This is a genomic window from Mesorhizobium sp. L2C066B000, from assembly GCF_000502335.1.
Classification (GTDB): domain Bacteria; phylum Pseudomonadota; class Alphaproteobacteria; order Rhizobiales; family Rhizobiaceae; genus Mesorhizobium.
In genome coordinates this window covers 190,716-207,285 of record NZ_AYWZ01000002.1, presented here as the reverse complement: position 1 = coordinate 207,285, position 16,570 = coordinate 190,716, and the positions used below count along the sequence as shown (strand labels likewise).

The following is a 16,570-nucleotide window of genomic DNA, read 5'->3' as shown; positions in this document are numbered from 1 at the left end:
GGTTTGCAATGACGAAGCGAGGACGAAGCGTGTCCAGAAATGGTTTGTTGGCGGCGCTGGCCGCGGTCATGCTGTCGGCCGGCAGCGCTGCTGCGCAAGAGCGGCCAAACACGCAGCCCAGGGTGACGACGGTGCCCGCTGCAGCTCCCCAGTCGGCGCCAAATGTAGTCGAACAGCCCGCACCGGCTGCGCCTGTCCCGCCGGCTCCGCCAACTGCCGGGCAGGCGGCGCCGACCGCGCCACAGCCGGCAACCCAGCCCGGTGCATCCGCGCAGGCCGAGCCTTCGGCAATATCGCTGACGCTGCCGCACGATCTGTCGCCCTGGGGCATGTTCATGGCCGCCGACATCATCGTCAAGGCGGTGATGATCGGGTTGGCCTTCGCCTCGCTGGTCACCTGGACGGTGTGGCTGGCCAAATCGCTGGAGATTCTCTTCGGCAAGCTCGGCGCCCGNCGCGCTGCGCGCGCCATCGGCAATGCCGCCACGCTGCGCCAGGCCGGGCGCGCGCTTGGCGACAGTGGCGGCCCCGGTGCGCTTTTGGTGCGGGCGGCCGAGGAAGAGACTGCCCTTTCGGCCGGTGCGCTCGGCCATGTCACCGGCGACGGGCTGAAGGAACGCGTGACGTCGCGCCTGTCGCGCATCGAAGCGGCGGCGGCGCGGCGCATGTCGCGCGGCACCGGCGTGCTGGCGACGATCGGCTCGACGGCGCCCTTCGTGGGCTTGTTCGGCACCGTCTGGGGCATCATGAACGCCTTCATAGGCATCTCGCAGGCGCAGACCACCAACCTTGCGGTCGTCGCGCCCGGCATCGCCGAGGCGCTGCTCGCCACGGCGATGGGCCTGGTCGCGGCTATTCCCGCAGTGGTCATCTACAACGTCTTTGCGCGGTCGATAGCGGGCTACCGGCAGCTCCTTGCCGATGCCTCGGCCGGGGTCGAACGGCTGGTCAGCCGCGATCTCGATTTCCGCACGGTGCCGCAGGCGCCCGCGCTGGCGGCGGAGTGATGGGCCATGGCGGCTAGAATTCGCGAGACTGTCGACGGCGATCTCGAGGAAAGCCACGAGATCAACGTGACGCCGTTCATCGACGTCATCCTGGTGCTGCTGATCATCTTCATGGTCGCTGCCCCGTTGGCGACAGTCGACGTCAATGTAGATCTGCCGGGTTCGACCGCGACACCGGCGCCGCGGCCGGAAACGCCGCTGTTCCTGACGCTGAAGGACGATCTGACGCTCGCGATCGGCAATGACAGCGTGCCGCGCCAGGCTTTTGCCTCCGTGCTCGACGGCAGAACCAAGGGCGATAAGCAGACCCGCATCTTCCTGCGTGCCGACAAGGCGGTCGGCTATGGCGAGTTGATGGAGGTGATGAACCTGCTGCGCGGCGCCGGTTATCTGAAGATCGCGCTGGTCGGGCTGGAGACGGTGCCAGCGGACGCATCCCCGCCGCAACCAGGCGCCGCCCCGTGACGCAACTGGCCGCCGCCGCCCCCGCGGCCGACCCGCCGCGCGCCGGCGTGCGCGAAATTGGCTTGTGGGCGGCTGCGGCCATTGTCATTGTCGGCGCGCATGTCGCGATCGTCTATGCCGTCCAGAGCTTCAGCCTGGCCAACATGGCCGATGGCGGCCCGCCGCCGGCTGTGACTATCGAGCTGTCGCCGATGATGGTGGCGCCAGCGGTGCAGGAGGACTCGATGGCCGACGTGGTGACGCCCGAGCCGCCGAACCAGATCGAGGAGGCGGGTGCCGAACTCAAGCCCGTCGTGGAGCCCGAGCCCGGTCAGCCAGAGCCGGTCACCGAGAAGACGGAAGCGGTTCAACCCGCCGCTCCGATCGAGACGGCAGCGGCCGAGCAGCCCGATCAATCGCCGCCGCTGGATGAGGTGGTGCCCGACATCGTCCCGACCATAGCGCCGGATGTGGTCATTCCGCCGCCCCAGACCAAGCCGGTGGAGACCAAGCCGGCGGAGACCAAGCCGATCGAGAAGGCGAAGAAGGCTGCCGAAAAACCCAAGCCGAAACAGAAGAAAGAGAAGAAGGAAAAGGCCGCGCCGGCGAAAGCGGTCGTGACCGCCAGTGTCGATCAAAAGGCAGTGGCGAAGGCGTCGGCGCCGAAGGCTTCGCAATCGAGTGGATCATCAGTCAGTGCAAGCAAATGGAACTCCCAGCTGATCGGATGGATCAATCTGCACAAGCGCTACCCGAGCGCGGCAAGGTCGCGGCGCGCCGTGGGTACCGCAAATGTGACCTTCGTCGTCAGCGCTTCGGGCAAGGTGACCTCCGTCCGGCTGACACGATCTTCGGGGGACGCCGATCTCGATCGCGCCGCGCTCGGCCTTCTGCAGGGTGCGACGGTGCCCGCGCCACCGCCTGAGAAGGCCGGTACGGCTGTCGTGGCGCCTTTGATGTTCACGCTGCGGAACTAGAAGCAGCCGGACAAGGCCGATCCCATGACGACGTACTTTCCCGCTTGACTGACCCGCCGGACCGAATACGCTAGCGCAAAATACCGGCCTTGGTCGCCGGGCGGCAAATATGCCTCGCATGCCTCGCCCTCCGGCGCTGGCTGCGGGGCATTGTCATTTCTGAGGATCGGTTTGAAACGGCGTATCGAGATCGGCATCCTGTATTCCCGCTCGGGCAGCTACCAGCTGGTCTCCGATGCGTGCCGGATGGGCGCCATGCGCGCCATCGCCGACATCAATGCCGATCGGAGCTATGGCATCGAACTGGTTCCGGTCGAGCGCGATCCGCAAAGTAATGCCGATCGCTACGCGACTTTGTGCGAGGACATTTTCAGGACCAGCAGCGCGCGCCATGTCGTCGGTTGCGTCACCTCGTGGAGCCGCAAGGAAACCATCCCGGTGCTGGAGAAGGCCGGCGGCATGCTCTGGTATGCCTGCCCCTATGAAGGGTTCGAGGCCAACGAGCATGTCGTCTACATGCACGCCTGCCCCAACCAGCATCTGGTTCCGCTGATGGCGCATGTCGTGCCGCGTTTCGGCGCCAACGGCTTCCTGCTCGGCTCGAACTACATTTGGGGCTGGGAGATGAACCGCGTGGCGCGCGACCTGATCGCGGATGCCGGCGGCAAAGTGCTGGGCGAGCGCTATCTGCGCATCGGCGAGACCGACGTGTCGCGGCTGATCGCGGAAATCCGGGCGACGAGGCCGAGCTTCATCCTCAACAATCTGATCGGCACCTCATCCTACGCCTTCCTGGCGGCTTACCGCGAGCTGGGCGATGAGGATGCGGCATTCAGGCCGGAAAACTGCCCCGTCATCTCCTGCAACATCACCGAAGGCGAGTTGCCGGCGATCGGCGATACAGGGAAAGGGCATCTGTCGGTCGGGCCCTATTTCGCGCCCCGGCCGGCTGCCTTCGCTTCGTCCTTCGAGGCCTCCGCCTATGCCTCGGTGCAGGTGATGGCCGACGTGCTGTCGCGCGACACTGATGCCGGCCCGGCGGAATTTTCCAAAGCCTTCGCCGAGCGGCGCTTCTCCACCCGGCTCGGGCCGATCGCCATCGACGCCCACTCCCAGCACGCGACGCTGCCGGTGATCATCGGCCGGATCGCCGATGGCTTCTTCGAGGTCGTCAGCCAGGAGGATGAGGTCGCGCCGGATCCATATCTGTCGCGCTACGACCCCGCCAAGACGTTCGGCCGTCCGCGTCTGAGAGTGGTGTCATGACCCGGACGCGCATCCCCAATCTCGGCGGCGCGCGGGCTTTCATCCTGCATCGCCCGCATCCGACGGTGCAGGCCATCACCAGGCAATTGTCGGCCATCGGCCTGGCTACGATCGACTGCTGGCCGGAATTGCCGCCGGAAGCTCTCGCCGCCGATTTCGTCTTCTTCGATGCCGATCTCGGTTTCGACGAGCAATTCCCGTGGAAGCCGGGCGAGGCGCCGATGCCGCTGGTGGCGCTGATCGGTTCCGAGGCGCCGGGGCGTATCGAATGGGCGCTGTCGCACAAGGCCGATGCGCAGCTGCTGAAGCCGGTCGGCAATGCCGGCGTCTACAGCGCTCTGTTGATCGCGAGACAGAGTTTCGAGGCCCGAAAACATTTAGCCGGCGAGATAGCGTCGCTGCGCCAGCGCGTCGCCGAGCGCCAGACCATCGTGCGCGCGGTGACGGCCTTGTCGAAAGGCAGCGACGACGAGCGCGCCTATGCGCAGCTGCGTTCGCTGGCGATGAGCTGGCAGATCAGCGTCGAGGATGCCGCGCGTCGGATCGTGGCAATGACAAGCGAGGAAGCGACGGGGGAAGAAGGCGGCGATGACCAGTCCCATCGCGCCTGATCTACCGGTGCGCATGCCGGCAAAACCGCGCGCCGGTGTCTGGCGCCGGCTGGTGAAACGCCGCCTCGCGCTGCTCGGCCTGGTCATCGTCGCCATTGTCCTTGCCGGCGCTGTGCTGGCGCCCCGGCTGACCGGCTATGACCCCAACGAGCAGATGTTCGACGGCCTGACCATCGAGGGCTCGCCGCTGCCGCCCAGCGCCCAGTACTGGCTCGGCACCGACCTGCTCGGACGTGACCTCTTGACCCGCATCCTCTACGGCGCCCGCACCTCGCTCATCATCGGCATCGTCGCCAATGGCGTGGCGCTTTTGATCGGCACTTTGGTGGGCGTCACCGCAGGCTATTTCCGCGGCTGGATCGGCAGCGCGCTGATGCGCTTCACCGATCTGATGATGGCGTTCCCGGCGCTGCTGCTCGCCATCTGCCTGGCGGCAGTGTTTCAGCCCAGCCTGTGGATCGTCGCCATGGTCATCGCGCTGGTCAACTGGGTGCAGACGGCGCGTGTCATCTACACCGAGACATCGTCGCTGGCCGAACGCGAGTTCATCGATGCCGAGCGCAGCATCGGGGCGAGTGCGCCGCGCATCCTATTTCGCCACATCCTGCCGCATCTGCTGCCGACCATCATCGTCTGGGGCACGCTCGGCATCTCGACCACGGTTCTGCTCGAGGCGACGCTTTCCTTCCTCGGCATCGGTGTGCAGCCGCCGACCGCGTCGTGGGGCAACATCATTTTCGAGAACCAGACCTATTTCCAGGCCGCCCCCTGGCTGGTGTTCTTCCCCGGCGCCGCAATCCTGGCGTTGGCGCTGGCCTTCAACCTGATCGGCGACGCATTGCGCGACATCCTCGATCCGACGCAAAGGGGCCGGGAATAATGGGGGGCCGGTCATGATCGCCTATCTCGGCCGCCGGCTGATCCAGTCGCTGCTCATCCTGCTTGGCGTCTCCCTGATCACCTTTGCGCTGCTCTACCTCTTGCCGGCCGACCCGGTGCGGCAGATCGCCGGCCGCAGTGCTACGCCGCAGACGGTGGAAAACATCCGCCAGCAACTCGGCCTCGACCAGCCTTTCGTGGTCCAGTATTGGCACTACCTGACGAAGCTCGTCAGCGGCGATCTCGGCCGCTCCTACATACAGCGCTCCGAGGTCACCGAGCTCATCGTCTCGCGGCTGCCGGCCAGCCTGCTTTTGATGGTAGGCGCCATCCTGTGCGAACTGCTGATCGGGCTCTCCATGGGCCTGATCGCCGCCGTCAAGCGCGGCACCGCCACCGACCAGACCCTGATGGTGGCCTCCTTCGTCGGCGTCTCGGCGCCGCAATTCGTCGTCGGCTTGTTGCTGCTCTACGTCTTTGCCGTGCGGCTAAGCTGGTTTCCGATCGGCGGCTACGGCACATGGCGCCATCTGGTGCTGCCGTCGTTGACCATGGGCGTACTCGGCGCCGGCTGGTATGCGCGCATGATGCGCTCGTCGATGATAGACGTCCTGCGCCAGGATTATGTCCGCACGGCGCGGGCCAAGGGCCTGGCGCGCAGCGCCATCATATTCCGCCATGCCTTGCCCAACGCCATCCTGCCGGTCATCGCCATGATCGGCATCGACATCGGCATCTTCATGGGCGGCATCGTCGTCGTCGAAAGCGTGTTCGGCTGGCCGGGTATCGGTCAGCTGGCGTGGCAGGCGATCCAGCGCGTCGACATTCCGATCATCATGGGCGTCACGCTGGTCTCGGCCTTCGCCATCGTGCTCGGCAATCTGCTCGCCGACATCATCGCGCCGTTCATCGATCCCCGCATCAAGCTCAGATGAAAATGAAACAGAGAAAGGGAACACAACAATGAAAAAGTTTCTCGCATCCACAGTCGCGGCATCCGCCTTGGCCCTCATGCTCGGCATGACAAGCGTCCGCGCCGAAGACACGGTCGATCCCAACGCCAAGCAAGGCGGCGCCATCACCATCACCTACAAGGACGATGTTGCGACCCTCGATCCGGCGATCGGCTATGACTGGCAGAACTGGTCGATGATCAAGAGCCTGTTCGATGGGCTGATGGATTACGAGCCGGGCACCACCAATTTGAAGCCCGACCTCGCCGAAAGCTACGAGATTTCGCCCGACGGCCAGACCTTCACCTTCAAGCTGCGCCATGGCGTGAAATTCCACAATGGCCGCGAGATGACGGCCGACGACGTGAAATATTCGCTCGACCGCGTCACCAATCCGAAGACGCAGAGCCCCGGCGCCGGCTTCTTCGGCTCGATCAAGGGCTATGACGATGTCGCAGCCGGCAAGGCCGAAGGCCTGTCCGGCGTCACTGTCGTCGACCCCTACACGGTCAAGTTCGAACTGACCCGGCCCGACGCCACCTTCCTGCATGTCATGGCCATCAACTTCGCCCATGTCGTGCCGAAGGAAGTGGTCGAGAAATATGGCGCCGATTTCGGCAAGCATCCGGTGGGCACCGGCGCCTTCAAGCTCGCCGAGTGGACGCTGGGACAGCGCATCGTCTTCGAGCGCAATGCGGACTATTGGCACAAGGGCCTGCCGCATCTCGACAAGATCACCTTCGAGATCGGCCAAGAGCCGATCGTGGCGCTGCTGCGCTTGCAGAAGGGCGAGATCGATGTGCCCGGCGACGGCATTCCGCCGGCCAAGTTCCAGGAGGTGATGGCCGATCCCGAGCAGAAGGCGCGTGTCGTCGAAGGCGGTCAGCTGCACACCGGCTACGTCACCATGAACACCACCATGGCGCCGTTCGACAATGTGAAGGTGCGTCAGGCCGTCAACATGGCGCTCAACAAGGCGCGCATCATCCAGATCATCAACGGCCGCGCCGTGCCGGCCAACCAGCCGCTGCCACCGTCGATGCCGGGCTACGACAAGGAATACAAAGGTTATCCCTATGACGTAGCCAAGGCCAAGGCGCTGCTGGCCGAGGCCGGTCATCCCGATGGTTTCGACACGCAGCTGTTCGCCATGAACACCGATCCCAACCCGCGCATTGCCCAGGCGATCCAGCAGGACCTGGCGGCCATCGGCATCAAGGCCAGCATCCAGTCGCTGGCGCAGGCCAATGTCATCGCCGCCGGCGGTGACAAGGCCGGCGCGCCGATGATCTGGTCGGGCGGCATGGCCTGGATCGCCGACTTCCCCGATCCGTCGAATTTCTACGGCCCGATCCTCGGCTGCGCCGGCGCGGTGCCGGGCGGCTGGAACTGGTCGTGGTACTGCAATAAGGACCTCGACGCCAAGGCGGCCGAGGCGGATTCTGTGGTCGACCCGGCAAAGGCCGGCGAACGCGACAAGATGTGGAGCGCCATCTACGACAAGGTGATGGAAGACGCGCCCTGGGCGCCGGTCTTCAACGAACAGCGCTTCACCATGAAATCCGCCCGAATGGGCGGCGCCGACAACCTCTATGTCGACCCGGTCCATATCCCGATCAACTATGACAATGTGTACGTAAAAGATGTGCAATAGCTGCGACTACACCATCCATGGGCGCCATCACCATTTCGGCTGGGACAATTCCTTTGCCCCGGCCGAGCGGGTGGCGCCCGGCGCGACCATCGAGTTCCAGTGCCTCGATGCCGCCGGCGGCCAGCTGAACGCCGACAGCACGGTCGCCGAAATCGTCAAGCTCGACTTCGCCGGGGTCAACCCGGTGACCGGGCCGATCTTCGTCGAGGGCGCCGAGCCGGGTGACGCGCTCAAGGTGACGATCGAGATGTTCAAACCGTCCGGCTTCGGTTGGACGGCGAACATTCCCGGTTTCGGCCTGCTCGCCGATGACTTCACGGAACCGGCGCTGAACATCTGGAAATACGATGCAGCCGCGCTCGAACCGGCGCTGTTCGGGAAAAACGCGCGCGTGCCACTGAAGCCGTTCGCCGGCACCATCGGCAATGCGCCGGCTGAGATGGGGCTTCACTCGGTGGTGCCGCCACGGCGGGTCGGCGGCAATCTCGACATCCGCGATCTCGCTGCCGGCACGACGCTCTATCTGCCGGTTGAGGTGGCCGGCGCGCTGTTCTCGGTCGGCGATACGCACGCCGCACAAGGCGATGGCGAGGTCTGCGGCACGGCGATCGAGAGCCCGATGGACGTCGTGCTCAAGCTCGACCTTGTCAAGGACGCCAGGCTGAAGACGCCGCGCTTCACCACGCCGGGCCCGGTGACGAGCCATCTCGACGCCAAGGGTTACGAGGTGACGACGGGGATTGGGCCGGATCTGATGGCGGGCGCGAAGGAGGCGGTGGCGCAGATGGTCGATCTGCTCGCTGGGCGTTACCAGATCGATCCGGTCGAGGCCTATATGCTGGCCTCGGTGTGTGGTGATCTGCGCATCAGCGAGATCGTCGACATGCCGAACTGGGTGGTGTCGTTCTATTTTCCGCGTTGCGTGTTTGAATGATGTCAGGTCGGCGCTGCACCCCCACCCCGCTGCTTCGCAGCGACCCTCCCCACAAGGGGGAGGGTAAAGCGCTGCCACCCTACCTCCCCCTTGTGGGGAGGTCGGACCGGAGGTCCGGGTGGGGGTCAGCGCCAAGGTTTGTGCGAATGGTGCGACGGAACCAATCCGTCGCAGGGCTCCACCCACAATGACCCTCGCCGACAACCCCATCCTCTCCATCGCCAGCCTCTGCGTCAGCGTGCGCGGCGAGGACGGCGAGCGCGATGTCGTCTCCAACCTGTCGCTGACGCTGGCGCGCGGCGAGACGCTCTGCATTGCCGGCGAATCCGGCTCCGGCAAGTCGATGACCGCGCTGGCGATCATGCAGCTTTTGCCGCAGCCGGCGGCGCGCATATCGTCAGGCATGATCCGTCTTCGGGATGGGAATCGGGGCGACACCGACCTAGCAACCCTCGACGAACGCCAGATGCGGCGCATTCGCGGCGACCGCATCGCCATGATCTTCCAGGAGCCGATGACCTCGCTCAACCCGGTTCTGTCGATCGGCCGGCAACTCACCGAATCAATCGAGGCGCATACCAGCCTGTCGTCGGCGCAAGCCCGCCGGCGCGCCATCGAGGCGTTGAAGGCGGTGCGCATTTCGGAGGCGGAAAGCCGGTTAAAGCAGTTTCCGCACGAACTCTCCGGCGGCATGCGCCAGCGGGTGATGATCGCCATGGCGCTGGCGCTCGAGCCCGACGTGCTGATCGCCGACGAACCGACGACGGCGCTCGACGTCACCGTGCAAGGCGAAGTGCTGGAGCTGTTGCGCGACCTGCAGCGCCAGCATGGCACCAGCGTCATCCTGATCACCCACGATATGGGCGTGGTTGCCGAAATGGCCGACCGGGTCATCGTCATGCGCGACGGCCGCATGGTCGAAGAAGGCACGACATCGGATATTTTTGCCCGCCCGCAGGCCGACTATACGCGCGAACTGCTGGCTGCCGTGCCGCGCATCGGCAGTGGTGTCGGTCGACAGAAATCCAGGGATGCGATTGACGTCTTGAAACCGGCCAAAGTCGCCGAGGTCAACGACCTGCATGTCCGCTTCGATCTGCGTGGCGGCATCTTTGGCCAGGTCACCCGCCGCGTCCACGCCGTCGAGGGCGTCAGCTTCTCGATCGCGCCCAACGAAACGCTCGCTCTGGTCGGCGAATCCGGCTGCGGCAAGTCGACCACCGCCAAGGCGCTGGCCGGACTGGCGCCGTATAGCGGCGACATCGTCATTGGCGGGCGCAATCTCTCCGGTCTTGGCCGCGACGAACGCAAGGCGGTGCGCCGTGACGTCCAGATGATTTTCCAGGATCCCTTCGCTTCGCTCGATCCGCGCATGCGCGTCGGCGAGCTCGTCGCCGAGCCGCTGGTGATCCATGGCATCGCCTCGAAGGACGAGCGCCGGGAACGGGTCGCGGCGCTGTTCGAGCGCGTCGGCCTGTCGGCCGACCAGATGGAGCTTTACCCGCACGAATTCTCCGGTGGCCAGCGCCAGCGCGTCTGCGTCGCCCGAGCGCTGGCGCTACGACCAAAACTGATCATCGCCGACGAAAGCGTCTCGGCGCTCGACGTCTCGGTGCAGGCGCGCGTGCTCGATCTCCTGAAGGAATTGCAGCGCGAATTCGGCGTCGCCTATCTCTTCATCTCGCACGACATGGCGGTGGTTGAGAACATTTCCGACCGCGTTGCCGTCATGTATCTCGGCCAGATCGTCGAGATGGGCACGCGCGACCAGGTGTTTTCCAACCCGCTCCATCCCTATACGAGGCGGCTGATCGAAGCGGTGCCGGTGCCCGATCCGGCGCAGCGCAGAACGCGCTTCGCGCGCCTCGACCAGGAAATCCCGAGCGCCACCCGCAGGATCGGGGAGGCGCCGCTGAAGCTGGCGCTGAACGATGTCGGCGGCGGCCATCTGGTTGCTGCGGAAAGCTGAGCCCGCACTGGCTGGCAGCTGTTCTTTTACTTTGTTGAGTACAACCAAGAACTGCCGTCTCGGGTTTACCGCGTCTTAGGTGGACGGCGGCCACTATACGGTCGGCGTTCTTGCCACGGGGAAAAATAGTGCTCAAGGCGGTTCTGCAGCTGCTGCCGGGTCGGTTCATGGATGTGCGCATGCGCGTATCCGCCGACTACGAGACGCGCGTCGTGGAGCGGCCCGGGCGCTGGATGAAGGCTGCCGAACTGGAGCAGCTGAGCAGCGATCTGCGGCTGGTAGCGTCCAAGACACTGAAGTTCGGCAGCCTGACCTATGGCGTGTTTTCCGGCGACCGCAGCCGGCTGGAACATTCCATCATCACCATTGTCTACCGGCGCAGCGACCGGCAGCCGATCGCCTTCAACTCGCTGGCGCTGATGGAGATATCGCTCGCCGGCAAGCCCTATGAAGTCTTGCACCTCGGTTTGGTCATGATCGATCCCGACGAGCGCAGCCGCGGGCTGAGCTGGATCCTCTACGGCCTGACCTGCTTCCTGATGTTTTTGCGCAATCAACTGCGGCCGATCTGGATTTCCAATGTCACCCAGGTACCCGCTGTCGTCGGCATGGTCGCGGAGGCGTTCAGCAATGTGTTCCCAGGACCGCATGCCGGCGCGCGCCGCTCGCTTACCCATGTGCTTCTGGCGCGGCAGATCATGGCGCGCCATCGCCATGTCTTCGGTGTCGGCCCCGAAGCTGGTTTCGACGAAGAGCGCTTCGTCATCACCAACGCCTATACGGGCGGCTCGGACGATCTGAAGAAGACCTTCGACGAGGCGGCCAAGCACCGCGTCGAGACCTTTAACGAGTTCTGCCGCAAGGAACTCGACTACACGCGCGGCGATGATGTGCTGCAGATCGGACAGATGAGCTTTCAGTCGGCGCGCACCTATCTCGCCGACGCGGTTCCGCGCGGCTCGCTTGCCGCCCTTGCGGTAGCAGGTGCGGCGGCCACGCTGCAGCGGCTGGTTTTGCCGGTGGTACACTGGGCGGATAGCAGCCGCCAATGGAATGTGCTGAGACCATGGACACGCTGATGGCTTCATCCGTGATGATGCCTGGGTGTGAGCTGATGGGCGCTGACCGATGAACCTCGACGACACGCTCGTGGCCGACACCATCACCTCGCTGGCGGCGCTGTTCGGGCTGCTGATCGTGATATCGGTCGTCGGCGGGCGCGACACGGGCGATCCGCTGTCGCGGCGTTTTCTGTTCGGTTTGCGGGTGCTGACGGTTCTGCTCGCCTGCCGCATCCTCGACTGGACTACCGGCCTCGCACTCTTCCGCTTCGTCACCATCGCGGCGGCGGGCCTGCTGCCGCTGGCCGCACTGCTGCTGACCGAGGGGCTGTTGCGCCGGCATGCGCCGTTTGCGCTAAAGTTCTTTGCCGCCGGCGGCGCCCTGCTGTTTCTACTGCTGGCGCCGATCCCGGAACGCTTTGCCGAGCCATGGCGGATGGCGGTACTACTTGCCTTCCAGTTCGGAGGTTTTCTCGCCATCGGCTGGCTGGTGATGACGCGCGATCGCGACAGCCTGTCGGCGGCCGAAAACCGCACGGTCGAGCGCATGGCGCTGTCGCTGCTGTTGATCATTCCGTTCATGGTCACCGACTACCGGCCCGGCCTGTTCGAAGTGCCGGTTCGGCTTGGCGGCATCGCCATCCTGTTCCTGTGTTGGCTGACGATCGGCCTTGGACGCGCGAGCCTCGGCCATCGCGACACGATCGGCGCCTTTACCGTGATTACGCTGAGCTCGGTTTTCGCCGGGCTGGCGCTGGGCGGCATCGACGATCTCGGCTGGCGCGGCAGTGTGCAGGGCGTGGTGATCGTGCTGTCGGCGACGCTGCTGGCAGTCATCTACAATGACAGCGTCAGCCTCACCGCGGAGAAGCGCCGCGACTCGTTGCTGAAGCATATGGCCGAGGGTGATCTCACCGATTCGGCGCGCTTCCTGCGCGGCCTGCAGAGCCATATCCTTGTCGACGGCGCGCTGATCCTGCCGGCAGCCGACCTCGGTGATTTCGACCTCAAGGTGCTGGCCCGGGCACTGGAGCAGGAGCCCGTGCGCTCGCTCGCCGATGTCCAGCCGGATTCACCCGTGGACGAGAACATACGCGAGCAGTTGGCATGGCTGTTCGAGAAATATGAGGCGACCCATGTGCTGCTGGCGACGCTCGATCCGCTGACCGTGGTGGCGCTCAACATGCCGACGCTTGCCTCATCGCCAGGCCTCGAAATGGAGCTGCGCGCCGTCCAGCGCATGGCGATGCTGATTTCGCAGCGGCAGGCGAAGGGTTGATCATACTGAACGGGCCGGCTCTTGCGTCGGCCCGTTGCCGTAGCCGGGTCAGGCGGCCTTGGTCTTCGAGGCTTCTTCGTCGCGCACCATTTTTGTCACGGCGGCGAAGTCGAGCTTGCCGGAGCCAAGGACCGGTACCTTTGAGACCACCCGCACTTCGGCCGGGACCATCAGGTCCATGGCGCCGTTGGCCTTGGCGTAGGCGAGGAATTCCGCTCGTGTGGCGCCGGATGCCTCGGTGATGAGGATCAGCTTTTCGCCCTTGCGGGCGTCGGGCACCGTAGCGACCGCCGACAGCGAGCCCTTCCACAATTCGCCGGCCAGCGCTTCGACAGCAGCCAGCGAGATCATCTCGCCGCCGATCTTGGCGAAGCGCTTGGCGCGGCCGCGAATGGTGATGAAGCCACCCTCGTCGATAGCGACGACGTCGCCCGTGTCATGCCAGCCGTCCTCGAGCGGTTCGAGCACGCCGGGCTTCTCGGCCCGGAGATAACCGGCCATGACATTGGGACCGCGCACGAACAGCCGGCCGCCTTCGTCGACGCCGGGGACCGGATCGAGGCGGTATTCCATGCCGGGCATGATCTTGCCGACGGTTCCAGAGCGATTGTACATCGGCGTGTTGATGGAGATCACCGGCGCCGTCTCGGTGACGCCGTAGCCCTCGAGGATGCGTAGGCCGAACTTCTCCATATAGGTCATGCGCGTCGCTGTCTTGACCGGCTCCGCGCCGGCAAAACAATAGCGTATCGAGCGGAAGTCGTAGGGGTGCGCGGTGCGGGCATAGCCGGAGAGGAAGGTGTCGGTGCCGAAGATGATCGTCGCGTTCGAGCCGTAGATCAGTTCCGGCACGAGGCGGTAGTGCAGCGGCGAGGGGTAGAAATAGACCGGCACGCCGGAGATCAACGGCAGCACCGTGCCCGCGGTCATGCCGAAGGAGTGGAAGATCGGCAGCACGTTGAACACCTTGTCGCCCGAATGGAAGTCGATACGCGACGCCGCCTGGGCGGCGTTGGCCAGGATGTTGCGGTGGGTCAGAACGACGCCCTTCGGCGTGCCTTCCGAACCCGAGGTGAACAAGATCACCGCCGCATCGCCGGGCTTGCGTTTCGCGCGCGGCGTCGACTTGCGCAGCAAGCCGAGCAGCTTATCCTTGAGACTGATGGTCTTTCTGAGATCGTCGAGCCACACGATGTCGACCGAGCGACCGAGTTCCTCGACTACAGCGCCGAGCTTTGCCTGTTCGACGAACGCGCGGGAGGTAAGCACGGTGCGGACTTCGGCGGCCTTGCAGGCGGACAGAATATTGGCAGCACCTGCGGTGAAGTTCATCATCGCCGGAACCTTGCCGGCGGACATGACGCCGAGCAGTGTCGCGCAAGAGCCGTTGGCGTTGGGCAGCATGATGCCCAGCGTCTGCTGGTCGGCATAAAGGTTCTGGAACTTCTCACCAAGCACGGCGGCAGCCGTGAGCAGCTTGCTGTAGCTGAGAGAACCGGTGACCGGATCCTGAACTGCGAGCTGTTTCATGCCGCGTTCGTTCGCCGTCTCGATGATCTTTTCCAGTACGGTCTTGTCTATGTCCTGGGTGCGGAAAACGAGATCCGACATCACCTGGTAGAGCGCGGAACCCGCCGCGGCGCGGCGCTTGCGGCCCTTCAGCTCCTGCGGCACCTCGAGCTTGACCGGTTCCAGAATAGTCACCTTGACCTTCGGGAACAGGCGGCGGCGCACATGCTGCGAGCTCAGCCGCGAGAAGTAGGTCTTCTCCAGCCCGTCGATGCGCACCGGCACAACCATCGAGCCGGTCTTGTCGGCAACCATGGCGGCGCCGTCATAGACCTTCATCAGGCCGCCGGTCACGGTGATGCGTCCCTCCGGGAAGATCACCAGCGGGTCGCCGCCCTGCACGATCTTGATCAGCGTGCGGGTCGACATCGGCTTGGCCGGGTTGAGCGGCAAAGCGCGGGCAAGTTTCATGAACGGCTTCATCCACCAAGCCTGGGCAATGGTGTAGTCGATGGCGAAGACCGGTTCCTCATCGGTCAGCGTCAAGGCGAGCGGACCGTCGAGGAAGCTGACATGGTTGAGCGCCAGGATCGGCGCCTTGCCGGCCGCCTTGAGGTTTTGCATGCCCTCGACTTCGAGGCGCAGGAAAGCGCGGAACAGGATGGAGACGAAGTCACGGAAGGGGTTCGTCGGCAAATATTTCAGCATCAGCCAGGCGGCAATCGCATTGGCCGCGACGAGGCCGAACAGGATGCCGCCGGTCGAGACCTTCGTCTGGATCAGGGCCATGATGATGCCGCCGCCAGTCATGAAGCCGGCATTGACGATACTGACGGCGGCGACGACCCGGGCGCGCCGCGCTTCGGGCGACCAGGCCTGCACGGCGGCGAAGGTCGGCACCACCAGGAAAGCGGCTGCAATGGCCATGCCGGCGAGGTCGATGGCGACGCGGATCGTGTTTGGGCCGGCGAAGAATGCGCCAAGGGTTTCCGCCTGGGGCGACGGCGTCATGCCGGAGATGGTCCAGGCGAGATGCAGGCCGAACAGGGCGAGCAGCGCCGTGCCGACCGGTGCCGGCAACAGCACGATGCGGCCCTGCGACATCCAGGCGGCGATGGCCGAACCGATGGCGATCGAGACGGCGAACACGGCGAGGTAGACGGTGACGGCCATTTCGTTGCCGCCGAGCGAATCCTTGATCAGGACCGGCAGGAGCGAGAGCACGATGGCGCCGATCAGCCAGAACCAAGACGTCATCAGGCCGGCGCGCCAGATGCGCGTGTCGGTGCGCAATTCGGTGACCTGGCGCCAGGTCGAGCGGAAGATGTTCTTGTCGATGACAAGGTCGGGCGCCGCCGAACCGGTGGACGGGATATAGCGGCTGACGAGCCAGCAACCGACGGCGAGCGCCATCATGATCGGTCCGAACACCGCGACGCCGATACCATCGGCGGAAACGACGCCGCCGGCTATGGTGCCGCCGAGAATCGCGGCAAACGTGGCTGACTCGATCCAGGCGTTGGCCTTGGGCAGTTCCTTGCGTTCGAGGTGATCGGGCAGGATTCCGTATTTGATCGGTCCGAACAGCGCCGAGATGATGCCGAACATCAACAGCGCCGTCATCAGCACGGGAATGGACGACAGGGCGATGCCGACGACGGAGACACCCGCCGCGGCGATCTCGGCGAATTTCAGACGCTTGGCTATGAGAGCCTTGTCGAAGCGGTCGGCGAGCTCGCCGCCGAGCGCCGACAAGAGCAGGAAGGGAGCCATGAAGACGGCGCCCGCCAAGGTGACCAGTGATGCCGCCTGGTCCGCCGCCAGCGTGAACAGAATAAGGAACACCAGCGTGTTCTTGAGGAAATTATCGTTGAAGGCGGACAGGAACTGCGTCCAGAACAAGGGCGCAAAGCGCCTGGATGTCATCAGATGAGCTGTGGGACGATTGATCGGGGCGATTTCCATAGCGGCGACTTCCATTGGGCAAGACCGGTGAAAATCCTGACTGGATTGATCAGCGGTCTTGC

General features: G+C 64.8%; 13 protein-coding genes. 12 read left to right on the top strand and 1 reads right to left on the bottom strand.

Features of this window, described 5'->3' with window-relative positions; translation table 11 throughout:
- Positions 1 to 29 precede the first annotated feature (29 nt).
- From exbB to X733_RS156205, 12 genes are all read left to right on the top strand, one after another.
- Positions 30 to 1,007: a tonB-system energizer ExbB gene (gene exbB / locus X733_RS156150; protein ID WP_023818279.1), complete on the top strand. Its 978-nt coding sequence runs from the start codon at positions 30 to 32 to the stop codon at positions 1,005 to 1,007.
- 6 nt (positions 1,008 to 1,013) lie between these two features.
- Entirely contained in the window at positions 1,014 to 1,472 is a 459-nt protein-coding gene (gene exbD / locus X733_RS156155) for a TonB system transport protein ExbD (RefSeq protein ID WP_023818278.1), read from the top strand.
- Positions 1,469 to 2,428 carry an energy transducer TonB gene (locus tag X733_RS156160; RefSeq protein ID WP_023818277.1) on the top strand — a complete coding sequence of 320 codons (960 nt, stop codon included), beginning with the start codon at positions 1,469 to 1,471 and terminating at the stop codon, positions 2,426 to 2,428. The genes exbD and X733_RS156160 overlap by 4 nt, the downstream gene beginning before the upstream one ends.
- Before the next feature lie 171 nt (positions 2,429 to 2,599).
- The gene (locus X733_RS156165) at positions 2,600 to 3,694 is read left to right on the top strand and encodes a transporter substrate-binding protein (RefSeq protein WP_023818276.1); all 1,095 of its coding nucleotides are present in this window, start codon (positions 2,600 to 2,602) and stop codon (positions 3,692 to 3,694) included.
- Positions 3,691 to 4,305: an ANTAR domain-containing protein gene (locus X733_RS156170; protein ID WP_023668589.1), complete on the top strand. Its 615-nt coding sequence runs from the start codon at positions 3,691 to 3,693 to the stop codon at positions 4,303 to 4,305. The genes X733_RS156165 and X733_RS156170 overlap by 4 nt, the downstream gene beginning before the upstream one ends.
- Entirely contained in the window at positions 4,283 to 5,185 is a 903-nt protein-coding gene (locus X733_RS156175; RefSeq protein ID WP_023668590.1) for an ABC transporter permease, read from the top strand. The genes X733_RS156170 and X733_RS156175 overlap by 23 nt, the downstream gene beginning before the upstream one ends.
- Positions 5,186 to 5,198: 13 nt before the next feature.
- Positions 5,199 to 6,119, top strand: a complete 921-nt coding sequence (locus X733_RS156180; RefSeq protein WP_023742169.1) for an ABC transporter permease — start codon at positions 5,199 to 5,201, stop codon at positions 6,117 to 6,119.
- A gap of 28 nt (positions 6,120 to 6,147) precedes the next feature.
- Entirely contained in the window at positions 6,148 to 7,791 is a 1,644-nt protein-coding gene (locus X733_RS156185; RefSeq protein ID WP_023818275.1) for an ABC transporter substrate-binding protein, read from the top strand.
- Positions 7,781 to 8,725 carry an acetamidase/formamidase family protein gene (locus X733_RS156190; RefSeq protein ID WP_023818274.1) on the top strand — a complete coding sequence of 315 codons (945 nt, stop codon included), beginning with the start codon at positions 7,781 to 7,783 and terminating at the stop codon, positions 8,723 to 8,725. The genes X733_RS156185 and X733_RS156190 overlap by 11 nt, the downstream gene beginning before the upstream one ends.
- A 187-nt stretch (positions 8,726 to 8,912) precedes the next feature.
- Positions 8,913 to 10,694 (top strand): ABC transporter ATP-binding protein, encoded by a 1,782-nt coding sequence (locus tag X733_RS156195; RefSeq protein ID WP_023818273.1) that lies wholly within the window; start codon positions 8,913 to 8,915, stop codon positions 10,692 to 10,694.
- 128 nt (positions 10,695 to 10,822) lie between these two features.
- Entirely contained in the window at positions 10,823 to 11,773 is a 951-nt protein-coding gene (locus X733_RS156200; RefSeq protein WP_027050529.1) for a hypothetical protein, read from the top strand.
- Positions 11,774 to 11,822: 49 nt separating this feature from the next.
- A complete protein-coding gene (locus tag X733_RS156205; protein WP_023818272.1) occupies positions 11,823 to 13,034 on the top strand; it encodes a hypothetical protein in 1,212 nt (403 codons plus the stop codon).
- Between the two features lie 48 nt (positions 13,035 to 13,082).
- Here the strand turns inward: X733_RS156205 and X733_RS156210 are convergent, their stop codons facing one another.
- A complete protein-coding gene (locus X733_RS156210; RefSeq protein WP_032911029.1) occupies positions 13,083 to 16,469 on the bottom strand; it encodes an acyl-[ACP]--phospholipid O-acyltransferase in 3,387 nt (1,128 codons plus the stop codon).
- Between the last annotated feature and the right edge of the window lie 101 nt (positions 16,470 to 16,570).

Coding starts and splice junctions, on each gene's coding strand:
- exbD (WP_023818278.1), top strand. CDS start 1,014: ATGGCGGCTAGAATTCGCGAGACTGTCGACGGCGATCTCGAGGAAAGC.
- X733_RS156170 (WP_023668589.1), top strand. CDS start 3,691: ATGACCCGGACGCGCATCCCCAATCTCGGCGGCGCGCGGGCTTTCATC.
- X733_RS156175 (WP_023668590.1), top strand. CDS start 4,283: ATGACCAGTCCCATCGCGCCTGATCTACCGGTGCGCATGCCGGCAAAA.
- X733_RS156180 (WP_023742169.1), top strand. CDS start 5,199: ATGATCGCCTATCTCGGCCGCCGGCTGATCCAGTCGCTGCTCATCCTG.
- X733_RS156185 (WP_023818275.1), top strand. CDS start 6,148: ATGAAAAAGTTTCTCGCATCCACAGTCGCGGCATCCGCCTTGGCCCTC.
- X733_RS156190 (WP_023818274.1), top strand. CDS start 7,781: ATGTGCAATAGCTGCGACTACACCATCCATGGGCGCCATCACCATTTC.
- X733_RS156195 (WP_023818273.1), top strand. CDS start 8,913: ATGACCCTCGCCGACAACCCCATCCTCTCCATCGCCAGCCTCTGCGTC.
- X733_RS156205 (WP_023818272.1), top strand. CDS start 11,823: ATGAACCTCGACGACACGCTCGTGGCCGACACCATCACCTCGCTGGCG.
- X733_RS156210 (WP_032911029.1), bottom strand. CDS start 16,469: ATGACATCCAGGCGCTTTGCGCCCTTGTTCTGGACGCAGTTCCTGTCC.